This window comes from Salmonella sp. SJTUF14076 (assembly GCF_015534835.1).
In the GTDB taxonomy this organism is placed as follows: Bacteria; Pseudomonadota; Gammaproteobacteria; order Enterobacterales; family Enterobacteriaceae; genus Salmonella; species Salmonella enterica.
On sequence record NZ_CP064674.1, the window covers coordinates 1,454,968 to 1,471,363 of the forward strand.

Annotated in this window: 17 protein-coding genes; 10 read left to right on the top strand and 7 right to left on the bottom strand. The window is 52.2% G+C overall.

From position 1 onward, the window contains the following. Window positions 1-38: 38 nt before the first annotated feature. Window positions 39-905, top strand: coding sequence for a pyridoxine/pyridoxal/pyridoxamine kinase (gene pdxK, locus HU143_RS06970; protein WP_000529613.1), 867 nt, complete (start codon window positions 39-41; stop codon window positions 903-905). Then, window positions 902-1,141, top strand: a complete 240-nt coding sequence (locus HU143_RS06975) for a hypothetical protein (RefSeq protein WP_000844541.1) — start codon at window positions 902-904, stop codon at window positions 1,139-1,141. Before pdxK ends, HU143_RS06975 begins: the two co-directional genes overlap by 4 nt. 161 nt (window positions 1,142-1,302) lie before the next feature. Here the strand turns inward: HU143_RS06975 and crr are convergent, their stop codons facing one another. The 5 genes from crr to cysZ form a co-directional block, all read right to left on the bottom strand. Next, window positions 1,303-1,812, bottom strand: coding sequence for a PTS glucose transporter subunit IIA (gene crr, locus HU143_RS06980; protein WP_000522253.1), 510 nt, complete (start codon window positions 1,810-1,812; stop codon window positions 1,303-1,305). Window positions 1,813-1,852: 40 nt separating this feature from the next. Beyond that, on the bottom strand, window positions 1,853-3,580 hold the full coding sequence (ptsI, locus tag HU143_RS06985; protein WP_000623114.1) for a phosphoenolpyruvate-protein phosphotransferase PtsI: 1,728 nt from the start codon (window positions 3,578-3,580) through the stop codon (window positions 1,853-1,855). 48 nt (window positions 3,581-3,628) lie between these two features. Beyond that, a complete protein-coding gene (gene ptsH, locus HU143_RS06990; protein WP_000487600.1) occupies window positions 3,629-3,886 on the bottom strand; it encodes a phosphocarrier protein Hpr in 258 nt (85 codons plus the stop codon). A 383-nt stretch (window positions 3,887-4,269) separates the two neighbouring features. Next, window positions 4,270-5,241 carry a cysteine synthase A gene (cysK, locus tag HU143_RS06995; RefSeq protein ID WP_000036904.1) on the bottom strand — a complete coding sequence of 324 codons (972 nt, stop codon included), beginning with the start codon at window positions 5,239-5,241 and terminating at the stop codon, window positions 4,270-4,272. Between the two features lie 372 nt (window positions 5,242-5,613). Continuing rightward, window positions 5,614-6,375: a sulfate transporter CysZ gene (gene cysZ / locus HU143_RS07000; protein ID WP_000255008.1), complete on the bottom strand. Its 762-nt coding sequence runs from the start codon at window positions 6,373-6,375 to the stop codon at window positions 5,614-5,616. A 231-nt stretch (window positions 6,376-6,606) separates the two neighbouring features. On the opposite strand from cysZ, the gene zipA reads away from it, so the two are divergent. The 3 genes from zipA (at window position 6,607) to HU143_RS07015 (ending at window position 9,900) form a co-directional block, all read left to right on the top strand. Continuing rightward, window positions 6,607-7,593 carry a cell division protein ZipA gene (zipA, locus tag HU143_RS07005; RefSeq protein ID WP_000983126.1) on the top strand — a complete coding sequence of 329 codons (987 nt, stop codon included), beginning with the start codon at window positions 6,607-6,609 and terminating at the stop codon, window positions 7,591-7,593. A 71-nt stretch (window positions 7,594-7,664) separates the two neighbouring features. Then, window positions 7,665-9,680, top strand: coding sequence for an NAD-dependent DNA ligase LigA (gene ligA / locus HU143_RS07010; RefSeq protein ID WP_000433273.1), 2,016 nt, complete (start codon window positions 7,665-7,667; stop codon window positions 9,678-9,680). Window position 9,681: 1 nt separating this feature from the next. Beyond that, on the top strand, window positions 9,682-9,900 hold the full coding sequence (locus HU143_RS07015; RefSeq protein WP_001519708.1) for a DUF3820 family protein: 219 nt from the start codon (window positions 9,682-9,684) through the stop codon (window positions 9,898-9,900). On the opposite strand, the gene HU143_RS07020 is transcribed toward HU143_RS07015, so the two are convergent. Continuing rightward, window positions 9,897-10,895, bottom strand: coding sequence for a bile acid:sodium symporter family protein (locus HU143_RS07020; RefSeq protein ID WP_023227053.1), 999 nt, complete (start codon window positions 10,893-10,895; stop codon window positions 9,897-9,899). The two genes, HU143_RS07015 and HU143_RS07020, sit on opposite strands and share 4 nt — an antisense overlap. A gap of 89 nt (window positions 10,896-10,984) precedes the next feature. On the opposite strand from HU143_RS07020, the gene HU143_RS07025 reads away from it, so the two are divergent. After that, window positions 10,985-11,911 carry a LysR family transcriptional regulator gene (locus HU143_RS07025; protein ID WP_001109831.1) on the top strand — a complete coding sequence of 309 codons (927 nt, stop codon included), beginning with the start codon at window positions 10,985-10,987 and terminating at the stop codon, window positions 11,909-11,911. 61 nt (window positions 11,912-11,972) lie between these two features. On the opposite strand, the gene HU143_RS07030 is transcribed toward HU143_RS07025, so the two are convergent. Then, window positions 11,973-12,734 carry an outer membrane protein OmpK gene (locus HU143_RS07030; protein WP_023227054.1) on the bottom strand — a complete coding sequence of 254 codons (762 nt, stop codon included), beginning with the start codon at window positions 12,732-12,734 and terminating at the stop codon, window positions 11,973-11,975. Window positions 12,735-12,989: 255 nt separating this feature from the next. Here HU143_RS07030 and xapA point away from each other — a divergent pair, with 255 nt between their 5' ends. From xapA to HU143_RS07050, 4 genes are read left to right on the top strand one after another with little or no spacing between them, the layout of a single operon-like run. Continuing rightward, window positions 12,990-13,823 (top strand): xanthosine phosphorylase, encoded by an 834-nt coding sequence (gene xapA, locus HU143_RS07035; protein ID WP_023227055.1) that lies wholly within the window; start codon window positions 12,990-12,992, stop codon window positions 13,821-13,823. A 54-nt stretch (window positions 13,824-13,877) separates the two neighbouring features. Continuing rightward, window positions 13,878-15,134, top strand: a complete 1,257-nt coding sequence (locus tag HU143_RS07040; RefSeq protein ID WP_000513241.1) for a nucleoside permease — start codon at window positions 13,878-13,880, stop codon at window positions 15,132-15,134. Window positions 15,135-15,192: 58 nt separating this feature from the next. Then, window positions 15,193-15,351, top strand: a complete 159-nt coding sequence (locus tag HU143_RS07045; RefSeq protein WP_000658727.1) for a XapX domain-containing protein — start codon at window positions 15,193-15,195, stop codon at window positions 15,349-15,351. A 51-nt stretch (window positions 15,352-15,402) separates the two neighbouring features. Then, window positions 15,403-16,287, top strand: a complete 885-nt coding sequence (locus tag HU143_RS07050; RefSeq protein ID WP_000438882.1) for a LysR family transcriptional regulator — start codon at window positions 15,403-15,405, stop codon at window positions 16,285-16,287. Window positions 16,288-16,396: the final 109 nt, after the last annotated feature.

Genomic DNA, 16,396 nt, shown 5'->3' on the forward strand with positions numbered 1-16,396 from the left:
TGAGGCGGTAGCCTGCTGTCCAGCGAGAGGAAAATTTTATGGGACAAGAGAGTGATATTCAGTCAGTGCTCTTCGACGACAACCATCGGGCGTTACAGACCGATATCGTCGCCGTCCAGTCACAGGTCGTGTACGGCAGCGTAGGCAACAGTATCGCTGTTCCGGCCATTAAAGCGCAGGGACTACGCGTGACGGCGGTCCCGACGGTGCTATTCAGCAATACGCCGCACTATAAAACCTTTTATGGCGGCATTATTCCCGCCGAGTGGTTTGCAGGCTACCTTACGGCGTTGAATGAGCGCGATGCGCTACGTGAATTAAAAGCGATTACCACCGGTTACATGGGCAGCGCAGACCAAATTGTCTTGCTTTCGAAGTGGCTAATGGCGATCCGGGCTTCGCATCCGGAGGTGTGTATTCTTGTCGATCCGGTCATTGGCGATACCGACAGTGGAATGTATGTGCAGGCGGAAATTCCGCAGGCTTATCGCACACATTTGTTGCCGCAGGCGCAGGGGCTAACGCCGAACGTATTTGAGCTGGAGATGCTGAGTGGTAAACCGTGCCGCACGCTGGAAGAGGCGGTGGCGGCGGCGCAATCGCTGCTTTCCGATACGTTGAAATGGGTGGTTATCACCAGCGCGCCGGGCGAGTCTCTGGAGACCATAACGGTTGCGGTCGTTACTGCGCAGGTCGTAGAGGTCTTTGCCCATCCGCGGGTGGCGACGGAGTTAAAAGGGACGGGAGATCTCTTCTGCGCCGAGCTGGTCAGCGGTATTGTGCAGGGGAAAAAACTGACGACCGCGGCAAAAGATGCGGCGCAGCGCGTGCTGGAGGTGATGACCTGGACACAGCAGTGTGGCTGTGATGAGTTAATTCTGCCGCCGGCAGGGGAGGCGCGATGAAGAGTTATCGGCTGGTGGTTCGCCAGCAGGGACGTATCGTGGGGCATTTTGAAACGAGCGGGCTGGACGCGCTGGAAGATATTTGCGTAGCGCGGGCGATGTTTGGCATCACTGGCGGCTATCAGTGCGAGTTGCAAGTGTCCGATTCCGAACGCAGGATGCTGGAGAGTGGCCCGGATGGGATGAAGATCCTGATGCGCGAGAAGTGCTTTCGCCCGGTGACCTCGCAGTTGTAACCCGTGGATTGGCGCTGAAATGTTCGCAACCTTGTAGGCCTGATAAGCGTAGCGCCATCAGGCAGTGCGCCACACCATCGCCGGATGGCGGCGCAAGCGCCTTATCCGGCCTACAGGCAAAAAATGGCGCCCAAAGGCGCCATTCTTCACTGCGGCAAGAATTACTTCTTAATGCGGATAACCGGAGTTTCACCCACGGTCACGCTACCGGACAGTTTGATCAGTTCTTTGATTTCATCCATGTTGGAGATAACAACCGGAGTCAGGGTAGACTTGGCTTTTTCTTCCAGCAACGGCAGATCGAACTCGATGACCGGATCGCCAACTTTCACGCGCTGACCTTCTTCAGCAATACGCTTGAAGCCTTCGCCTTTCAGCTCAACGGTGTCGATACCGAAGTGAACGAACAGCTCAATGCCGCTATCGGATTCGATAGAGAACGCATGGTTGGTTTCAAAGATTTTGCCGATGGTACCGTCAACAGGGGCGACCATTTTGTTACCGGTTGGTTTGATAGCGATGCCATCACCAACGATTTTTTCAGCAAAAACTACATCCGGCACGTCTTCGATGTTGACGATCTCGCCAGAGAGCGGGGCAACAATCTCAATAGTTCCGGTGTCTTTCTTATCATCAGAAACCAGAGATTTTAGTTTATCGAACAAACCCATGATCTTCTCCTAAGCAGTAAATTGGGCCGCATCTCGTGGATTAGCAGATTGTTTTTTCTTCAATGAACTTGTTAACCAGCGTCATTAACTCGTCCGTTGTCGGTTGAGCAAGAGCCTGCTCTGCTAACACCTTCGCATCTTCGAAGTTCGTGTTACGGATAATCTTCTTAATGCGCGGGATAGAAATGGCGCTCATAGAGAATTCGTCCAGACCCATCCCCAGCAACAGAAGTGTAGCACGTTCGTCGCCTGCAAGCTCACCACACATGCCAGTCCATTTACCTTCTGCATGAGAAGCATCAATAACTTGCTTGATCAAGTTCAGTACGGACGGTGACATTGGCTGGTAAAGGTGTGAAATCATATCATTACCACGGTCAACTGCCAGGGTGTACTGCGTTAAATCATTGGTGCCGATACTAAAGAAATCAACTTCTTTGGCTAAATGACGCGCAATTGTCGCCGCAGCCGGTGTTTCCACCATCACGCCAATCTCAATGCTTTCGTCAAATGCTTTACCTTCGTCACGCAGTTCCTGTTTGTAGATTTCAATCTCTTTGCGCAGCGCGCGAACTTCTTCAACAGAGATGATCATCGGGAACATAATGCGCAATTTACCGAAAGCGGAGGCACGCAGAATCGCGCGAACCTGGTCACGCAGGATCTCTTTGCGATCCATGGCGATACGCACGGCGCGCCAGCCCAGGAACGGGTTCTCTTCTTTCGGGAAGTTCATGTACGGCAGCTCTTTGTCGCCGCCAATGTCCATGGTACGGACGATAACCGCCTGCGAGCCGCACGCTTCAGCGACCGCTTTATAGGCGGCAAACTGCTCTTCTTCCGTCGGCAGCGCGTCGCGATCCATGAACAGGAATTCAGTACGATACAGACCAACGCCTTCCGCGCCGTTACGCTCAGCGCCTTCAACGTCGCGAACGGTACCGATGTTGGCGCAAACTTCGACCTGATGTCCATCCAGCGTGATTGCCGGCAGATCTTTCAGTTTTGCGAGTTCCGCTTTCTCGGTCGCAACCTGCTCCTGGACGGCGCGCAGTTGCTCAATAACATCGTTGGTCGGGTTGACGTAAACCTGGTTGTTTACGGCATCCAGAATCAGATAGTCGCCGTTTTTCACCTGAGCGGTGACGCTACCGGTACCTACGATCGCTGGCAGTTCCAGAGAACGCGCCATGATGGAGGTATGAGACGTGCGTCCGCCCGCGTCGGTGATGAAGCCCAGCACTTTCTGCAGGTTCAGCTGCGCGGTTTCTGACGGCGTCAGGTCAGCGGCAACCAGGATAACTTCTTCCTGAATCGCGCTCAGATCGATAATGGCCAGACCCAGGATGTTGCGCAACAGGCGCTTACCGATATCACGTACGTCAGCCGCACGCTCTTTCAGGTATTCATCATCCAGTTCTTCCAGGGCAGTGGCCTGACCTTCGATAACTTCATGTGCGGCTGCGTCAGCCGTCATGTGCTTATCTTTAATCAGGGCTATGATTTCCTGCTCCAGCTCCTCATCTTCGAGCAGCATAATATGCCCTTCAAAGATGGCTTCTTTTTCTTCACCGAACGTTTCACCAGCTTTTGTCTTGATCGCTTCCAGTTGCGCAGATGCCTTGGCACGACCGCTCAGAAAACGTTCAACTTCCTGATCAACCTTGTCGGCAGAAATTTTTTTCCGGTCAATGACGATTTCGTCTTCTTTCAGCAGCAGTGCTTTGCCGAAAGCGATACCCGGGGATGCTAAAATGCCTGAAATCATAACCCTACCTTACTTGTGACTGATTTTTAAAAGAACCCGGAAAAAAACTTACTCGAGTTCCGCCATCAGTTTGACCAGATGTTCAACCGCTTTCTGCTCATCTTCACCTTCTGCGGAGATGGTGACGACGGTGCCTTGAGTCAGGCCCAGAGTCTGCAGTTTAAACAGGCTTTTCGCGCTGGCGCTTTTGCCGTTGGAAGTCACAGTAATCTCAGAAGTGAAGCCTTTTGCTTCTTTAACAAACTGAGCAGCAGGGCGGGTGTGCAGACCGTTCGGAGCGGTAATGGTAACTTCTTGCTGGAACATTGTATTTCCCCAACTTATAGGTTTAGTGTTGTGGAACTAAAGTCTAGCCTGGCGGCTCAACTTTAGCCTGTATTGTTAGCGCCGGCGTAAACGGGACGCGACACAAAAGGTGTTCTACGCAATCCGTTGCTGGCAACTTATGGCCGCTGACGTTTCGCTCGTCAGTAAACATTATGCCGCGAAAGGAAGATTTGAACCAAATCATAAAATCGATTCAGCTAACGCTTTTCCTGTAACGATTAATTTCGCGCATCAAAATAATTAGTCTGGTTAAATACCAGTTCCGGCAGGGTGAATCAATGCCAGGTGAGGTGAAAGTTTGAAGCAGGCCACAAAAAAGCACCCAAAAAGGTGCTTTTTTACGCGTTTTTAACATGCTGGCATCACTGTTGCAGTTCTTTCTCAGTAAAGAGATCGGCGAACAACGCGGTGCTCAGATAACGCTCACCTGATGAGGGTAGGATAACCACAATATTCTTATTGGTAAAGCTTTCATCTTCCTGCAGCTTAAGCGCTGCAGCAACTGCGGCGCCGGAAGAAATTCCTGCCAGAATACCTTCCTCTTCCATCAGACGGCGCGCGGTAGAAATGGCTTCTTCATTGGTGATGCCAACCACTTTATCAATCAGTTTCAGATCCAGGTTGCCCGGGATGAAGCCTGCGCCGATGCCCTGAATTTTATGCGGGCCTGGTTTGATCTCTTCACCAGCCAGCGCCTGGGCGATAACCGGGGAGTCAGTGGGTTCTACCGCAACGGTGATAAGATCGGTTTTACCCTTCGTCCCTTTGATATAACGCGTGACGCCAGTTAACGTACCGCCAGTGCCGACGCCGGAGATAAACACATCCACCTGACCATCGGTGTCTTCCCAGATTTCCGGGCCGGTGGTTTTTTCATGGATTTCCGGGTTGGCAGGGTTGCTGAACTGCTGGAGCAGGAGATATTTTTGCGGATCGCTGGCGACAATTTCTTCGGCTTTCTGAATAGCGCCTTTCATCCCTTTCGCCCCTTCGGTCAGCACCAGATTCGCGCCTAATGCTTTGAGTAGCTTGCGGCGTTCAATGCTCATGGTTTCCGGCATGGTCAGGGTGAGTTTGTAACCGCGCGCGGCGGCGACATACGCCAGCGCAATACCGGTGTTGCCGCTGGTCGGCTCCACCAGTTCCACGCCAGGTTTCAGTACGCCACGCTTTTCGGCATCCCAAATCATGTTGGCGCCGATACGGCACTTGACGCTGAAGCTCGGGTTGCGCGACTCCACCTTCGCCAGAATGCGTCCATTACCGATACGGTTCAGTCGAACCAGCGGCGTATGACCGATAGTCAGCGAGTTATCTTCATAAATCTTACTCATGGCCTGTCCTTAACTGTATGAAATTGGGATACCTTCCCAGCATACCTTCCAGCCAGATATGGGGAAGTAAGGATTTCGCATATCTATATGCTGATGGGGAATAATGGTTATCAGTATGGAATAAGAGACAGCATAAGAGCCTATCCCATTAGGGCTATTTTACTTGCCATTTTGGACCTGGGCAGTGCTCGCCAAAACGCATTAGCGTTTTGAACGCCGCTTGCGGCGGCCCGAAGGGCGAGCGTAGCGAGTCAAACCTCACGTACTACGTGTACGCTCCGGTTTTTGCGCGCTGTCCGTGTCCAAACTGGCTGCGCCAATAACGCCTGGTGGGATAGGCTCTAAGCCATCTCTTATTTATACATTTTTACGTTATTTCCATAACGCGTGCTTAGCACGCCAGCAATCAACCCACATTGCCGTCGCGCCACAGACGGCGACAGGCATAATGAAAAGGTTAAGCACCGGAATCATCGTAAAGAGGCTGGTGAGCGCGCCAAATTGCATATTCGCCACCTTCTGCGTGCGCAACGCGGCGCGCATCGTTTTAAACGGCACTTTGTGGTTATCAAACGGGTAGTCGCAATACTGGATCGCCAGCATCCAGGCGCTGAACAAAAACCACAGCACCGGCGCGATGGTTTGGCCAATGCCAGGAATAAAATAGAGAACCAGCAGCACAATAGCGCGCGGCAGATACCACGCCAGCTTTTGCCATTCACGTTTCATAATGCGCGGTACATCTTTCATGATGCCGAGTATGCCGGTATCTGGCGGCGTGGCGCCGGTTAACCGCGCCTCAAGCTGTTCGGCTAAAAGGCCGTTAAACGGCGCGGCGATCCAGTTGGCGAGGGTCGAGAAAAAATAGCCAAAGACCAGCAGAACAGAGATAACCGCAATCGGCCACAGCAGATAGCTCAGCCATTGCAGCCAGTCCGGCACATGACTCATCAACGAAGGTATCCAGGCGTCAAGCTGGGTAAACAGCCACCAAAATGCGCCGCCCATCAGCACAATGTTGACCAGCAAAGGTAAAATAACAAAGCGGCGGATTCCCGGTAGGGTGACTAACTTCCATCCTTGCGAGAAATAATAGACGCCGCTACGTGGTACGGTTGTGGATGATGAAACCATATTCAGGACATACTCCTTTTTCTTAAAGCCCTGGGTAAACGTGGGATATCTTACCCGGTTATCAGGCGGTGGATAGTTCGGAAATGTTCGAAAAAACAGCAAAAAGCACATTTTCCTTCATCTTTATGCTGCGAAAGCCAACAGTACACTTGCACTTGACGTAATCGGCAAATACTCTTAGTGAGTAAATGTTTGCCGTGGTGGCAAGGTGTTAGAACAACAGAGAATATAATGATGCAGGATTTGCGTCTGATATTAATCATTGTTGGCGCGATCGCCATAATCGCTTTACTGGTACATGGTTTCTGGACCAGCCGTAAAGAACGATCTTCTATGTTCCGCGATCGTCCACTAAAACGCATGAAATCGAAACGCGACGACGACTCGTATGACGACGATGTCGAAGAAGACGAAGGCGTGGGTGAAGTTCGTGTTCACCGCGTAAATCATGCCCCCGGCCAGTCGCAGGAGCATGATGCCCCTCGTCAGTCGCCGCAACACCAGTACCAGCCGCCTTATGCGTCTGCGCAACCGCGTCCAGCGGCGCCGCCGCAGCCGCAAGCGCCGATGCAACAGCCGGTTCAGCAACCGGTCCAACCTGCGCCGCAGCCTCAGCAGGTTCAGCCATCTGCGCCGCCGGTACAGCCGCCGCAACAGCAGCCTGCGCCGCCGTCGCAAGCGCCGCAGCCTGTTGCGCAGCCCGCGCCGCCGCCATCAGCGCAAACCTTCCAGCCTGCGGAACCTGTGGTTGAGGCGGAACCGGTAGTGGAAGAAGCGCCGGTTGTGGAAAAACCGCAGCGTAAAGAGGCGGTCATCATTATGAACGTCGCGGCCCATCATGGCAGCGAGCTTAATGGTGAAGTGTTACTGAACAGTATTCAGCAGTCAGGCTTTAAATTTGGCGATATGAATATTTTCCATCGTCATTTGAGCCCGGACGGCAGCGGCCCGGCCTTGTTCAGTCTCGCGAATATGGTCAATCCGGGAACGTTCGATCCTGAAATGACGGACTTCACTACGCCTGGCGTCACTATCTTTATGCAGGTACCGTCTTACGGCGATGCGCTGCAGAATTTCAAGCTGATGCTGCAATCCGCGCAGCATATCGCTGATGAGGTCGGTGGCGTCGTGCTGGATGACCAGCGTCGGATGATGACGCCGCAGAAACTGCGCGAATATCAGGACCGCATCCGCGAGGTGATGGACGCTAACGCCTGAGGTTAACGCAGGTGTGACATTTTTAACGTAACCCCCGCCTGTCGGGGGTTTTTTATCATTGATGGTGTGATATGGAACCAATCGAACAACAACTGACAGAACTGCGAACCACGCTTCGCCATCATGAATATCTGTATCATGTGATGGATGCGCCCGAGATTCCCGACGCCGAATATGACCGCCTGATGCGGGAACTGCGAGAGTTGGAGGCGCAACGTCCGGACCTTATCACGCCGGATTCGCCCACGCAGCGCGTTGGCGCGGCGCCGCTGACGGCATTCAACCAGATTCGCCATGAAGTACCGATGCTGTCGCTCGATAACGTATTTGATGAAGAAAGCTTCCTGGCGTTTAACAAGCGAGTGCAGGATCGTCTAAAAAGCACGGAAAATGTCATCTGGTGCTGCGAGCTAAAGCTGGATGGCCTGGCGGTCAGCATTCTGTATGAAAACGGCGTGCTGGTGAGCGCTGCGACGCGTGGCGACGGCACCACCGGTGAAGATATCACTTCAAACGTGCGCACGATTCGCGCCATTCCGTTAAAGCTGCACGGCGATAACATTCCGGCGCGTCTTGAAGTTCGCGGAGAGGTATTTTTACCGCAGGCCGGGTTTGAAAAGATCAATGAAGACGCGCGCCGCACTGGCGGCAAAGTGTTTGCTAACCCGCGTAACGCGGCGGCGGGCTCGCTGCGTCAGCTCGATCCGCGTATTACGGCGAAGCGACCGCTAACATTTTTCTGCTACGGCGTCGGTATTCTGGAAGGCGGCGAGTTGCCGGATACGCATCTGGGACGTTTGCTGCAATTTAAAGCGTGGGGGTTACCGGTCAGCGATCGCGTGACGCTGTGCGATTCTCCCCAGGCGGTACTGGATTTTTATCACAACGTCGAAAAAGATCGCCCCACGCTCGGTTTTGATATCGACGGCGTGGTGATTAAGGTCAACTCGCTGGCTTTGCAGGAACAGCTGGGCTTTGTGGCCCGCGCGCCGCGCTGGGCGGTGGCGTTTAAATTTCCTGCTCAGGAGCAGATGACTTTTGTGCGCGATGTTGAGTTTCAGGTCGGGCGCACCGGGGCGATTACGCCGGTGGCGCGTCTGGAACCGGTTCAGGTGGCTGGTGTGCTGGTCAGCAATGCCACGTTGCATAATGCCGATGAAATTGAGCGACTTGGCTTGCGCATTGGCGATAAGGTGGTTATCCGTCGGGCAGGCGATGTGATCCCTCAGGTGGTCAACGTGGTTCTGTCCGAACGCCCTGAAGAGACGCGTCCGATTGTGTTTCCAACGCACTGTCCGGTGTGCGGATCGGACGTAGAGCGCGTCGAAGGCGAAGCCGTTACCCGTTGTACCGGCGGGCTGATTTGCGGCGCGCAGCGTAAAGAGTCGTTGAAACATTTTGTGTCGCGCCGGGCGATGGATGTAGACGGGATGGGCGATAAGATCATCGACCAACTGGTGGAAAGGGAGTATGTCCATACGCCAGCGGATCTGTTCCGTCTGACGGCGGGTAAACTGACCGGCCTGGACCGAATGGGGCCAAAGTCCGCGCAAAATGTTGTAAACGCGCTGGAAAAAGCCAAAGCGACGACTTTTGCGCGTTTTCTCTATGCGCTGGGCATCCGTGAAGTGGGTGAAGCGACGGCGGCGGGGCTGGCGGCTTATTTCGGCACGCTGGAGGCGCTGCAGACCGCTACCATTGACGAGTTGCAGAAAGTACCCGACGTGGGGATTGTGGTCGCTACGCACGTCTTTAACTTTTTTGCCGAAGAGAGCAATCGTGACGTGATTGGGCAGCTACTGGCGGAAGGGGTTCACTGGCCCGCGCCGGTAGTCATTAATGTGCAAGAGATCGATAGCCCGTTTGCCGGTAAAACCGTGGTACTAACCGGTAGCCTGAGCCAGATGTCCCGCGATGACGCTAAAGCGCGTTTAGCGGCGCTGGGCGCGAAAGTGGCAGGCAGCGTATCGAAGAAAACCGATCTGGTGATTGCCGGTGAAGCGGCGGGCTCCAAACTGGCCAAAGCGCAGGAACTGGGTATTACCGTGATTGATGAAGCGGAAATGATCCGCTTACTGGGTGCCTGAGATGGAAAAAGAGCAGCTGGTTGAAATCGCCAACACCGTGATGCCCTTTGGCAAATATCAGGGACGTCGATTGATCGACCTTCCGGAAGAGTATTTGCTGTGGTTTGCCCGTAAAGATCAATTTCCGGCGGGTAAACTAGGGGAGTTGATGCAAATCACGCTGCTGATTAAAACCGAGGGGCTGACGCAACTGGTACAGCCCCTGAAACGCCCGCTTTAAGCTTTCGCGGCGCGGCTTTCCTGCTGCGCCTGTAACTTCTCGGTCTGGCGTTTGTAGCGCCGCGCCAGCCCTGCGCAGACCATCAGTTGGATCTGGTGGAAGATCATCAGCGGTAATACCATCATACCCAGCACTGACGTCGGAAACAGAATATTGGCCATCGGGATCCCGTTGGCCAGGCTTTTTTTCGAACCGCAGAAGACAATAGTGATTTCGTCGGCTTTATTGAAGCCGCATTTACGGGCGACAAAGACGTTAATGGCGATGACGATCGCCAACAGTATGAGGCTGACCACGACGATAAACAGCAACGATCCCCAGCCGACTTTGTGCCAGATGCCGTTGACCACCGCTTCGCTGAACGCCGAGTAGACCACCAACAGAATAGAGGTCTGATCCGTTTTCGCGATCCACTTTTTGTTGTGCGCGACCCAATTGCCGATCCACGGGCGAGACAGGTGTCCCAGCACAAAAGGCAGCAGCAGTTGCAGCATAATTTTGCCCACCTCTTCCAGACTGCCCTGCGCGCCATGAATATTCATTACCAGACCGACCAGCAGCGGCGACAGGAAAATGCCCAGCAGGCTGGACGCAGACGCTGAGCACACCGCGGCCGCGACGTTACCGCCCGCGAGTGAAGTAAACGCAATCGCAGACTGCACGGTGGCGGGCAAAATACACAGATACAGAAAGCCGCTGTAGAGCATAGGGTTGACATTGACAGGCGCCCACCAGGCAAACAGTACGCCGAGGACAGGAAAGAGCACAAAAGTGCTGCACATGACCCACAGATGCAACCGCCAGTGGCTGCCGCCAGCGATGATCGCTTCACGCGAAAGCTTCGCGCCATGCATAAAAAACAGCAGAGCGATAGCCGCTGTCGTAATGCCTTCAACGACAGGCACAAAGCCACCTTCCGCCGGGAAAAAAGAGGCCAGTAGTACCACGGTGATAAGTGTCAGCGTGAAAGGGTCAAGGATACGAAAAAGTTTCATAAAAACTCCTGAAAGTCGGTGCAGCTATTTTGCGTTTTTCGCTTTGAGAAATAAAATTGATTTATTGCATCTATATATGAATCTAGTCGATGAACTATTCACTGCGTCAACTGCGTATTTTTATTACCGTCGCCCAGGCCAAAAGTTTCAGTCGGGCAGGGGACAGGATTGGACTGAGCCAGTCTGCGGTCAGTCATAGCGTAAAAGAGCTGGAGCGGCAAACCGGCGTCAGACTGTTGGATCGCACTACGCGTGAGGTGGTGCTGACCGAGGCGGGGCAACAGCTGGCGACGCGTCTGGAGCGGGTGCTTGATGAACTGAACAGCATACTGCGCGATGCAGGCAGAGTAGGGACACAATTAACCGGCACCGTGCGCGTTGCCGCGAGCCAAACCATTTCTGCGCATCTTATTCCGCAATGCATTGCCCAAAGTAATTCACTTTATCCCGCTATTGATTTTGTATTGCACGATCGTCCGCAGCAGTGGGTGCTGGAGAGCATCCGCCAGGGTGAAGTGGATTTTGGCATCGTTATCGATCCCGGCGCAGCGGTGGATTTACAGTGTGAAGCCATCTTATCAGAGCCTTTTTTACTGTTGTGTCGCCAGGATCATCCGCTGGCGCATCAGGAATGGGTGAGCTGGCAGGATCTTAAACAGGCCTCGCTGGTCTTACAGGATTATGCTTCCGGCAGTCGACCGCTGATTGATGCGGCGCTGGCCCATTTTGCTATTGAGGCGGATATCGTGCAGGAGATTGGTCACCCGGCCACGCTGTTTCCAATGGTGGAAGCGGGAATCGGCATCAGCGTGCTGCCCGCGCTGGCGTTACCGCTCCCGCAGGGCAGCCACTTACAGGTTAAACGGCTGACGCCCGTAGTTGAAAGGCAGCTCATGCTGGCGCGGCGAAAAAACCGATCGCTCTCCACGGCGGCGCAGGCGTTGTGGGACGTGGTGCGTACTCAGGCCAGCGAATTAACCGCCGCGAGGGCGAAAGATCCGCTGTATCAGCTATAAATATCTATCTGTCCGTGTGTGAGGTGCGGTCTTGCCCTGCCATTTTTGACAGGGCAGTGTGTTAAAACAGGTATTTGATGGAATAAATAATGCCATCCTGCAGGAAGGATTCTCCTAACTTATTATCAGCGTAACGATATTGTACTCCTGCGGTCAGGTGAGGAGTCGCATTCCACCACAGCGCTACTGCGCCATTAATGCCATCTTTCCCGCCATTGCCCGCAGCGTAGGACGCATCGCGGTCAAACTCATACTCATTCCAGTTCGTTACGCTGAATTTCTCACTACCCAACGAGAAGCTATAGCCGGCCACCCAACCTAATACATAACCATTATCGCCTGTGTAGTAGGTCTGATCGGTATAACGTTTGGCAAAGAAGGGTTTAAACCAGTAACCGTTACCTGTGAAGTTATAGCCTAAACCATAGAGAAACATGTCATCATGGAAATTAGCGCGATGAGGTGAACCGTACGTCCCGTAGGCATGGAGATAGAGGTTTAATCCTGTATCGCCCAGATAAATACGGTTGGTATTTTTAAAGGTGTAACGCTGTTCGCTGCCTGGTTTAGCGTGGCGGCCATTGTAAAAATTTTCCCAGTCGAAGAACCCGTACATTTCTCCCCAGCTAAAATTCGCTCCGCCTTCCAGTTCCAGGTACCCAAAATCATCTTTATGGGATTTTTTACTGGTTTTTTCCGTGGTGTCTGATGTCCAGTCGAGGTAATGGAGGCCGATATCGGCGAACCCGCCTTTAAATTCCGCATGGGTGAGTGCGGGAATAATGAGTAAAGAAGAAAGCATCAGAGTAAGAATTTTTTTCATAGCATATTTCCCTATGCCGATAATTATTAATGGGTTAATTAAAAAGAGGCAATTTATAAATATGAAAGCGGCATATTGTTAATATGAAGTGCAAGCAAAAACCAATACTGTTTTCCCTCTGTATTAATACAGAAGCGATCTAAATCTATCGATATTAAATGGCTATTGATGACACGTGAAAAGTGTATTGGTCAGCAAGGGGCGATGGTCGTTATAAAAAGGAGTCAAATTAAATCCGATAGAACAAGGAAACTTATGCCTCACGCTCTTTTTTCTCATAATCCTGAGTATTGTATTGATATTATTCATGCACATAAACCGGCATTTACCCCGCGAGTCGCGTTTATTTTAGGCTCCGGGTTGGGTGCTCTGGCGGATCAAATCGAAGATGCGGTAGCCATTTCTTACGAGAAATTGCCGGGATTTCCCGTCAGCACCGTACACGGCCATGCTGGTGAACTGGTGCTCGGCCATCTGGCGGGTGTTCCGGTGGCCTGTATGAAAGGCCGCGGACATTTTTATGAAGGGCGTGGAATGGCGGTGATGACCGATGCCATTCGCACGTTGAAATTACTGGGCTGTGAAGTGTTGTTCTGCACCAATGCGGCAGGATCTCTGCGTCCGGAAGTGGGGCCGGGTAGCCTGGTTGCGCTTAGCGATCACATTAATACGATGCCCGGTACGCCGATGGTGGGGCCAAACGATGATCGTTATGGCGATCGCTTCTTCTCGCTGGCTAATGCTTATGACGCAGATTATCGCGCCATGCTTCAGTCCGTTGCGGCAGAGGAGGGATTCCCCCTCACTGAAGGCGTATTTGTTTCTTATCCGGGTCCGAACTTCGAAACGGCGGCAGAAATCCGCATGATGCAGATTATTGGCGGCGATGTGGTCGGAATGTCCGTTGTCCCTGAGGTGATTAGCGCACGTCATTGTGGCCTCAAAGTTGTTGCCGTCTCAGCGATCACCAATCTGGCGGAAGGGCTGGGCGATGTAAAACTCTCCCATACGCAAACGCTGGCTGCGGCTGAACTTTCCCGGCAGAACTTTATAAATCTGATTTGCGGCTTTTTACGTAAGCTGGCCTAAACACAATGACTACGGCCCCGTATTGGGGCTTTATCTCACGGCAAGGAATAAAAAATGGGTATTACGTCCCGCTTAAAAGTCATGTCGTTCTTGCAATATTTTATCTGGGGGAGCTGGCTGGTTACCCTGGGCTCTTACATGATCAACACTCTGGATTTTACCGGCGCGAATGTTGGTATGGTCTACAGCTCAAAAGGACTGGCAGCGATTATCATGCCAGGCATTATGGGGATCATTGCTGATAAATGGCTGCGCGCTGAGCGAGCCTATATGCTTTGCCATCTGGTTTGCGCGGGGGCGTTATTATACGCCACCACAGTTACCGATCCCCAGACGATGTTCTGGGTGATGTTGGTTAATGCGATGGCGTATATGCCAACGATTGCATTATCCAATAGCGTTTCGTACTCCTGTCTGGCGAAAGCAGGTCAGGATCCGGTAACGTCATTTCCGCCTGTGCGCGTTTTCGGCACAATAGGTTTTATTGTTGCGATGTGGACGGTGAGCCTGATGGGGCTGGAACTGAGCAGTGCGCAATTATACATCGCTTCTGGCGCATCGTTATTGCTGGCCCTGTATGCGCTGACGTTACCGAAAATTCCGGTAGCCGAGAAGAAGGCGAACACCACGCTTGCCAGTAAGCTCGGACTGGATGCTTTTGTTCTGTTTAAAAATCCACGCATGGCAATCTTCTTTTTGTTTGCGATGATGTTGGGGGCGGTGCTGCAAATTACCAATGTCTTCGGTAATCCGTTCCTGCATGATTTTGCCCGTAATCCTGAGTTTGCCGACAGCTTTGTGGTGAAGTATCCCTCTATCTTGCTTTCAGTTTCGCAGATGGCGGAAGTGGGCTTTATCCTCACCATTCCGTTCTTCCTTAAACGCTTTGGTATTAAAACGGTAATGCTGATGAGCATGCTGGCGTGGACGCTGCGTTTCGGCTTCTTTGCCTTTGGCGATCCATCCCCGTTTGGCTTTGTGCTATTGCTGCTGTCGATGATTGTTTATGGCTGCGCATTTGATTTCTTCAACATCTCAGGGTCAGTATTTGTAGAGCAGGAGGTGGACTCAAGTATTCGCGCCAGCGCGCAGGGGCTGTTTATGACCATGGTTAACGGCGTGGGGGCGTGGATTGGGTCTCTTTTAAGCGGTATGGCCGTGGATTATTTTTCTATTGATGGCGTAAAAGATTGGCAAACCATCTGGCTGGTTTTTGCCGCCTACGCTCTGGCATTGGCCGTTATTTTTGCATTGTTCTTTAAATATCAGCACCATCCAGAAAAACTGTCGACCAAATCATTAGCACATTAATTTTATTTGACTGGCGAGAGGATGTTCGCCAGTCCATTTTTATGAACAAGGACACAGTATGAAAGAAATTATTCTCTCCTCCGGTATTGGATTTGGTATTGGCGCATTTTTTACTTTATGCCGTATACCTATTCCTGCACCAAATGTTTTACCCGGGGTATTATCTATTGTATTTATGTATATTGGGTATCTTGTCGTTAAATCTATTTTTTACTAGGTAATATGGTAAATTCCAGACGTTATCCCTTATTCCTGGAGTGCGATAGTGATGGAACGAGCCCATCGTATTGATCTAAAGCTATTACGTTATTTCCTCGCTGTTGCAGAAGAATTGCATTTTGGCCGGGCTGCTGCCCGGTTAAATATGTCACAACCTCCCTTGAGTATCCATATCAAAGAACTTGAACAGCAACTGGGTACATTGCTGTTTATCCGTCATTCCCGCAGCGTTGCATTAACCCATGCCGGGAAAGTTTTGATGGAGGAGTCACGTCGCTTGTTAGCCAATGCAAATCAGGCGCTGGCGCGAGTGGAGCAGATTGGTCGCGGTGAAGCGGGGCGCATTGAATTGGGTGTGGTTGGTACGGCGCTGTGGGGAAGAATGCGTCCTGCGATGCGTCACTTTTTGAAAGCAAATCCCAATGTTGAAGTACTTTTTCGCGAAAAGTCTCCCGGTATGCAAATGGCGTTGTTAGAGCGTCGGGAACTTGATGCAGGGATCTGGCGTATGGCTATCGAACCGGCAGTCGGTTTTACCAGCATACGTTTGCATGAATCTGCATTCATGGTTGCAGTTCCGGAAGATCACGATCTGGCATCCAGAGATTCTGTGCCGCTGGCGGCGTTGCGCAATGAATATTTTGTTACGTTGCCTTCCGTACATTCTGATTGGGAATTTTTACAACGTGTATGCCAACAGGCAGGCTTTTCGCCAATGATTATTCGGGAAGTGGTTGAGCCGCAAACGGTGTTGGCGATGATCAGTATGGGGATTGGGATTACGTTGATGGCTGATGGCTATGCGCAAATGAGCTGGCCGGGTGTGGTGTTTCGTCCGTTAGAGGAACGTATTCCGGCGGATTTGTATATTGTGTATGACCAGCAGCAGGCAACGCCAGCACTGGAGAAACTGGTGGCGGCGTTGACGGTATGATGTCTGTGCCGGATGGCGACTAACGTCTTATCCGGCCTACGTGTGCGGTGTCGTCTGTAGGCCTGATAAGCGCAGCGCATCAGGCAAGACCCGAACCTGCGGCAGGTTC

Bases quoted from the DNA above. Each gene is read 5' to 3' on its own strand.
- HU143_RS07045 (WP_000658727.1), top strand. From the start codon at position 15,193: ATGAAAGAAATTATTCTCTCCTCCGGTATTGGATTTGGTATTGGCGCA.
- zipA (WP_000983126.1), top strand. From the start codon at position 6,607: ATGATGCAGGATTTGCGTCTGATATTAATCATTGTTGGCGCGATCGCC.
- HU143_RS07025 (WP_001109831.1), top strand. From the start codon at position 10,985: ATGAACTATTCACTGCGTCAACTGCGTATTTTTATTACCGTCGCCCAG.
- HU143_RS07020 (WP_023227053.1), bottom strand. From the start codon at position 10,895: ATGAAACTTTTTCGTATCCTTGACCCTTTCACGCTGACACTTATCACC.
- HU143_RS07050 (WP_000438882.1), top strand. From the start codon at position 15,403: ATGGAACGAGCCCATCGTATTGATCTAAAGCTATTACGTTATTTCCTC.
- xapA (WP_023227055.1), top strand. From the start codon at position 12,990: ATGCCTCACGCTCTTTTTTCTCATAATCCTGAGTATTGTATTGATATT.
- ligA (WP_000433273.1), top strand. From the start codon at position 7,665: ATGGAACCAATCGAACAACAACTGACAGAACTGCGAACCACGCTTCGC.
- HU143_RS07030 (WP_023227054.1), bottom strand. From the start codon at position 12,734: ATGAAAAAAATTCTTACTCTGATGCTTTCTTCTTTACTCATTATTCCC.
- HU143_RS07015 (WP_001519708.1), top strand. From the start codon at position 9,682: ATGGAAAAAGAGCAGCTGGTTGAAATCGCCAACACCGTGATGCCCTTT.
- HU143_RS06975 (WP_000844541.1), top strand. From the start codon at position 902: ATGAAGAGTTATCGGCTGGTGGTTCGCCAGCAGGGACGTATCGTGGGG.
- ptsH (WP_000487600.1), bottom strand. From the start codon at position 3,886: ATGTTCCAGCAAGAAGTTACCATTACCGCTCCGAACGGTCTGCACACC.
- cysZ (WP_000255008.1), bottom strand. From the start codon at position 6,375: ATGGTTTCATCATCCACAACCGTACCACGTAGCGGCGTCTATTATTTC.
- cysK (WP_000036904.1), bottom strand. From the start codon at position 5,241: ATGAGTAAGATTTATGAAGATAACTCGCTGACTATCGGTCATACGCCG.
- ptsI (WP_000623114.1), bottom strand. From the start codon at position 3,580: ATGATTTCAGGCATTTTAGCATCCCCGGGTATCGCTTTCGGCAAAGCA.
- HU143_RS07040 (WP_000513241.1), top strand. From the start codon at position 13,878: ATGGGTATTACGTCCCGCTTAAAAGTCATGTCGTTCTTGCAATATTTT.
- pdxK (WP_000529613.1), top strand. From the start codon at position 39: ATGGGACAAGAGAGTGATATTCAGTCAGTGCTCTTCGACGACAACCAT.
- crr (WP_000522253.1), bottom strand. From the start codon at position 1,812: ATGGGTTTGTTCGATAAACTAAAATCTCTGGTTTCTGATGATAAGAAA.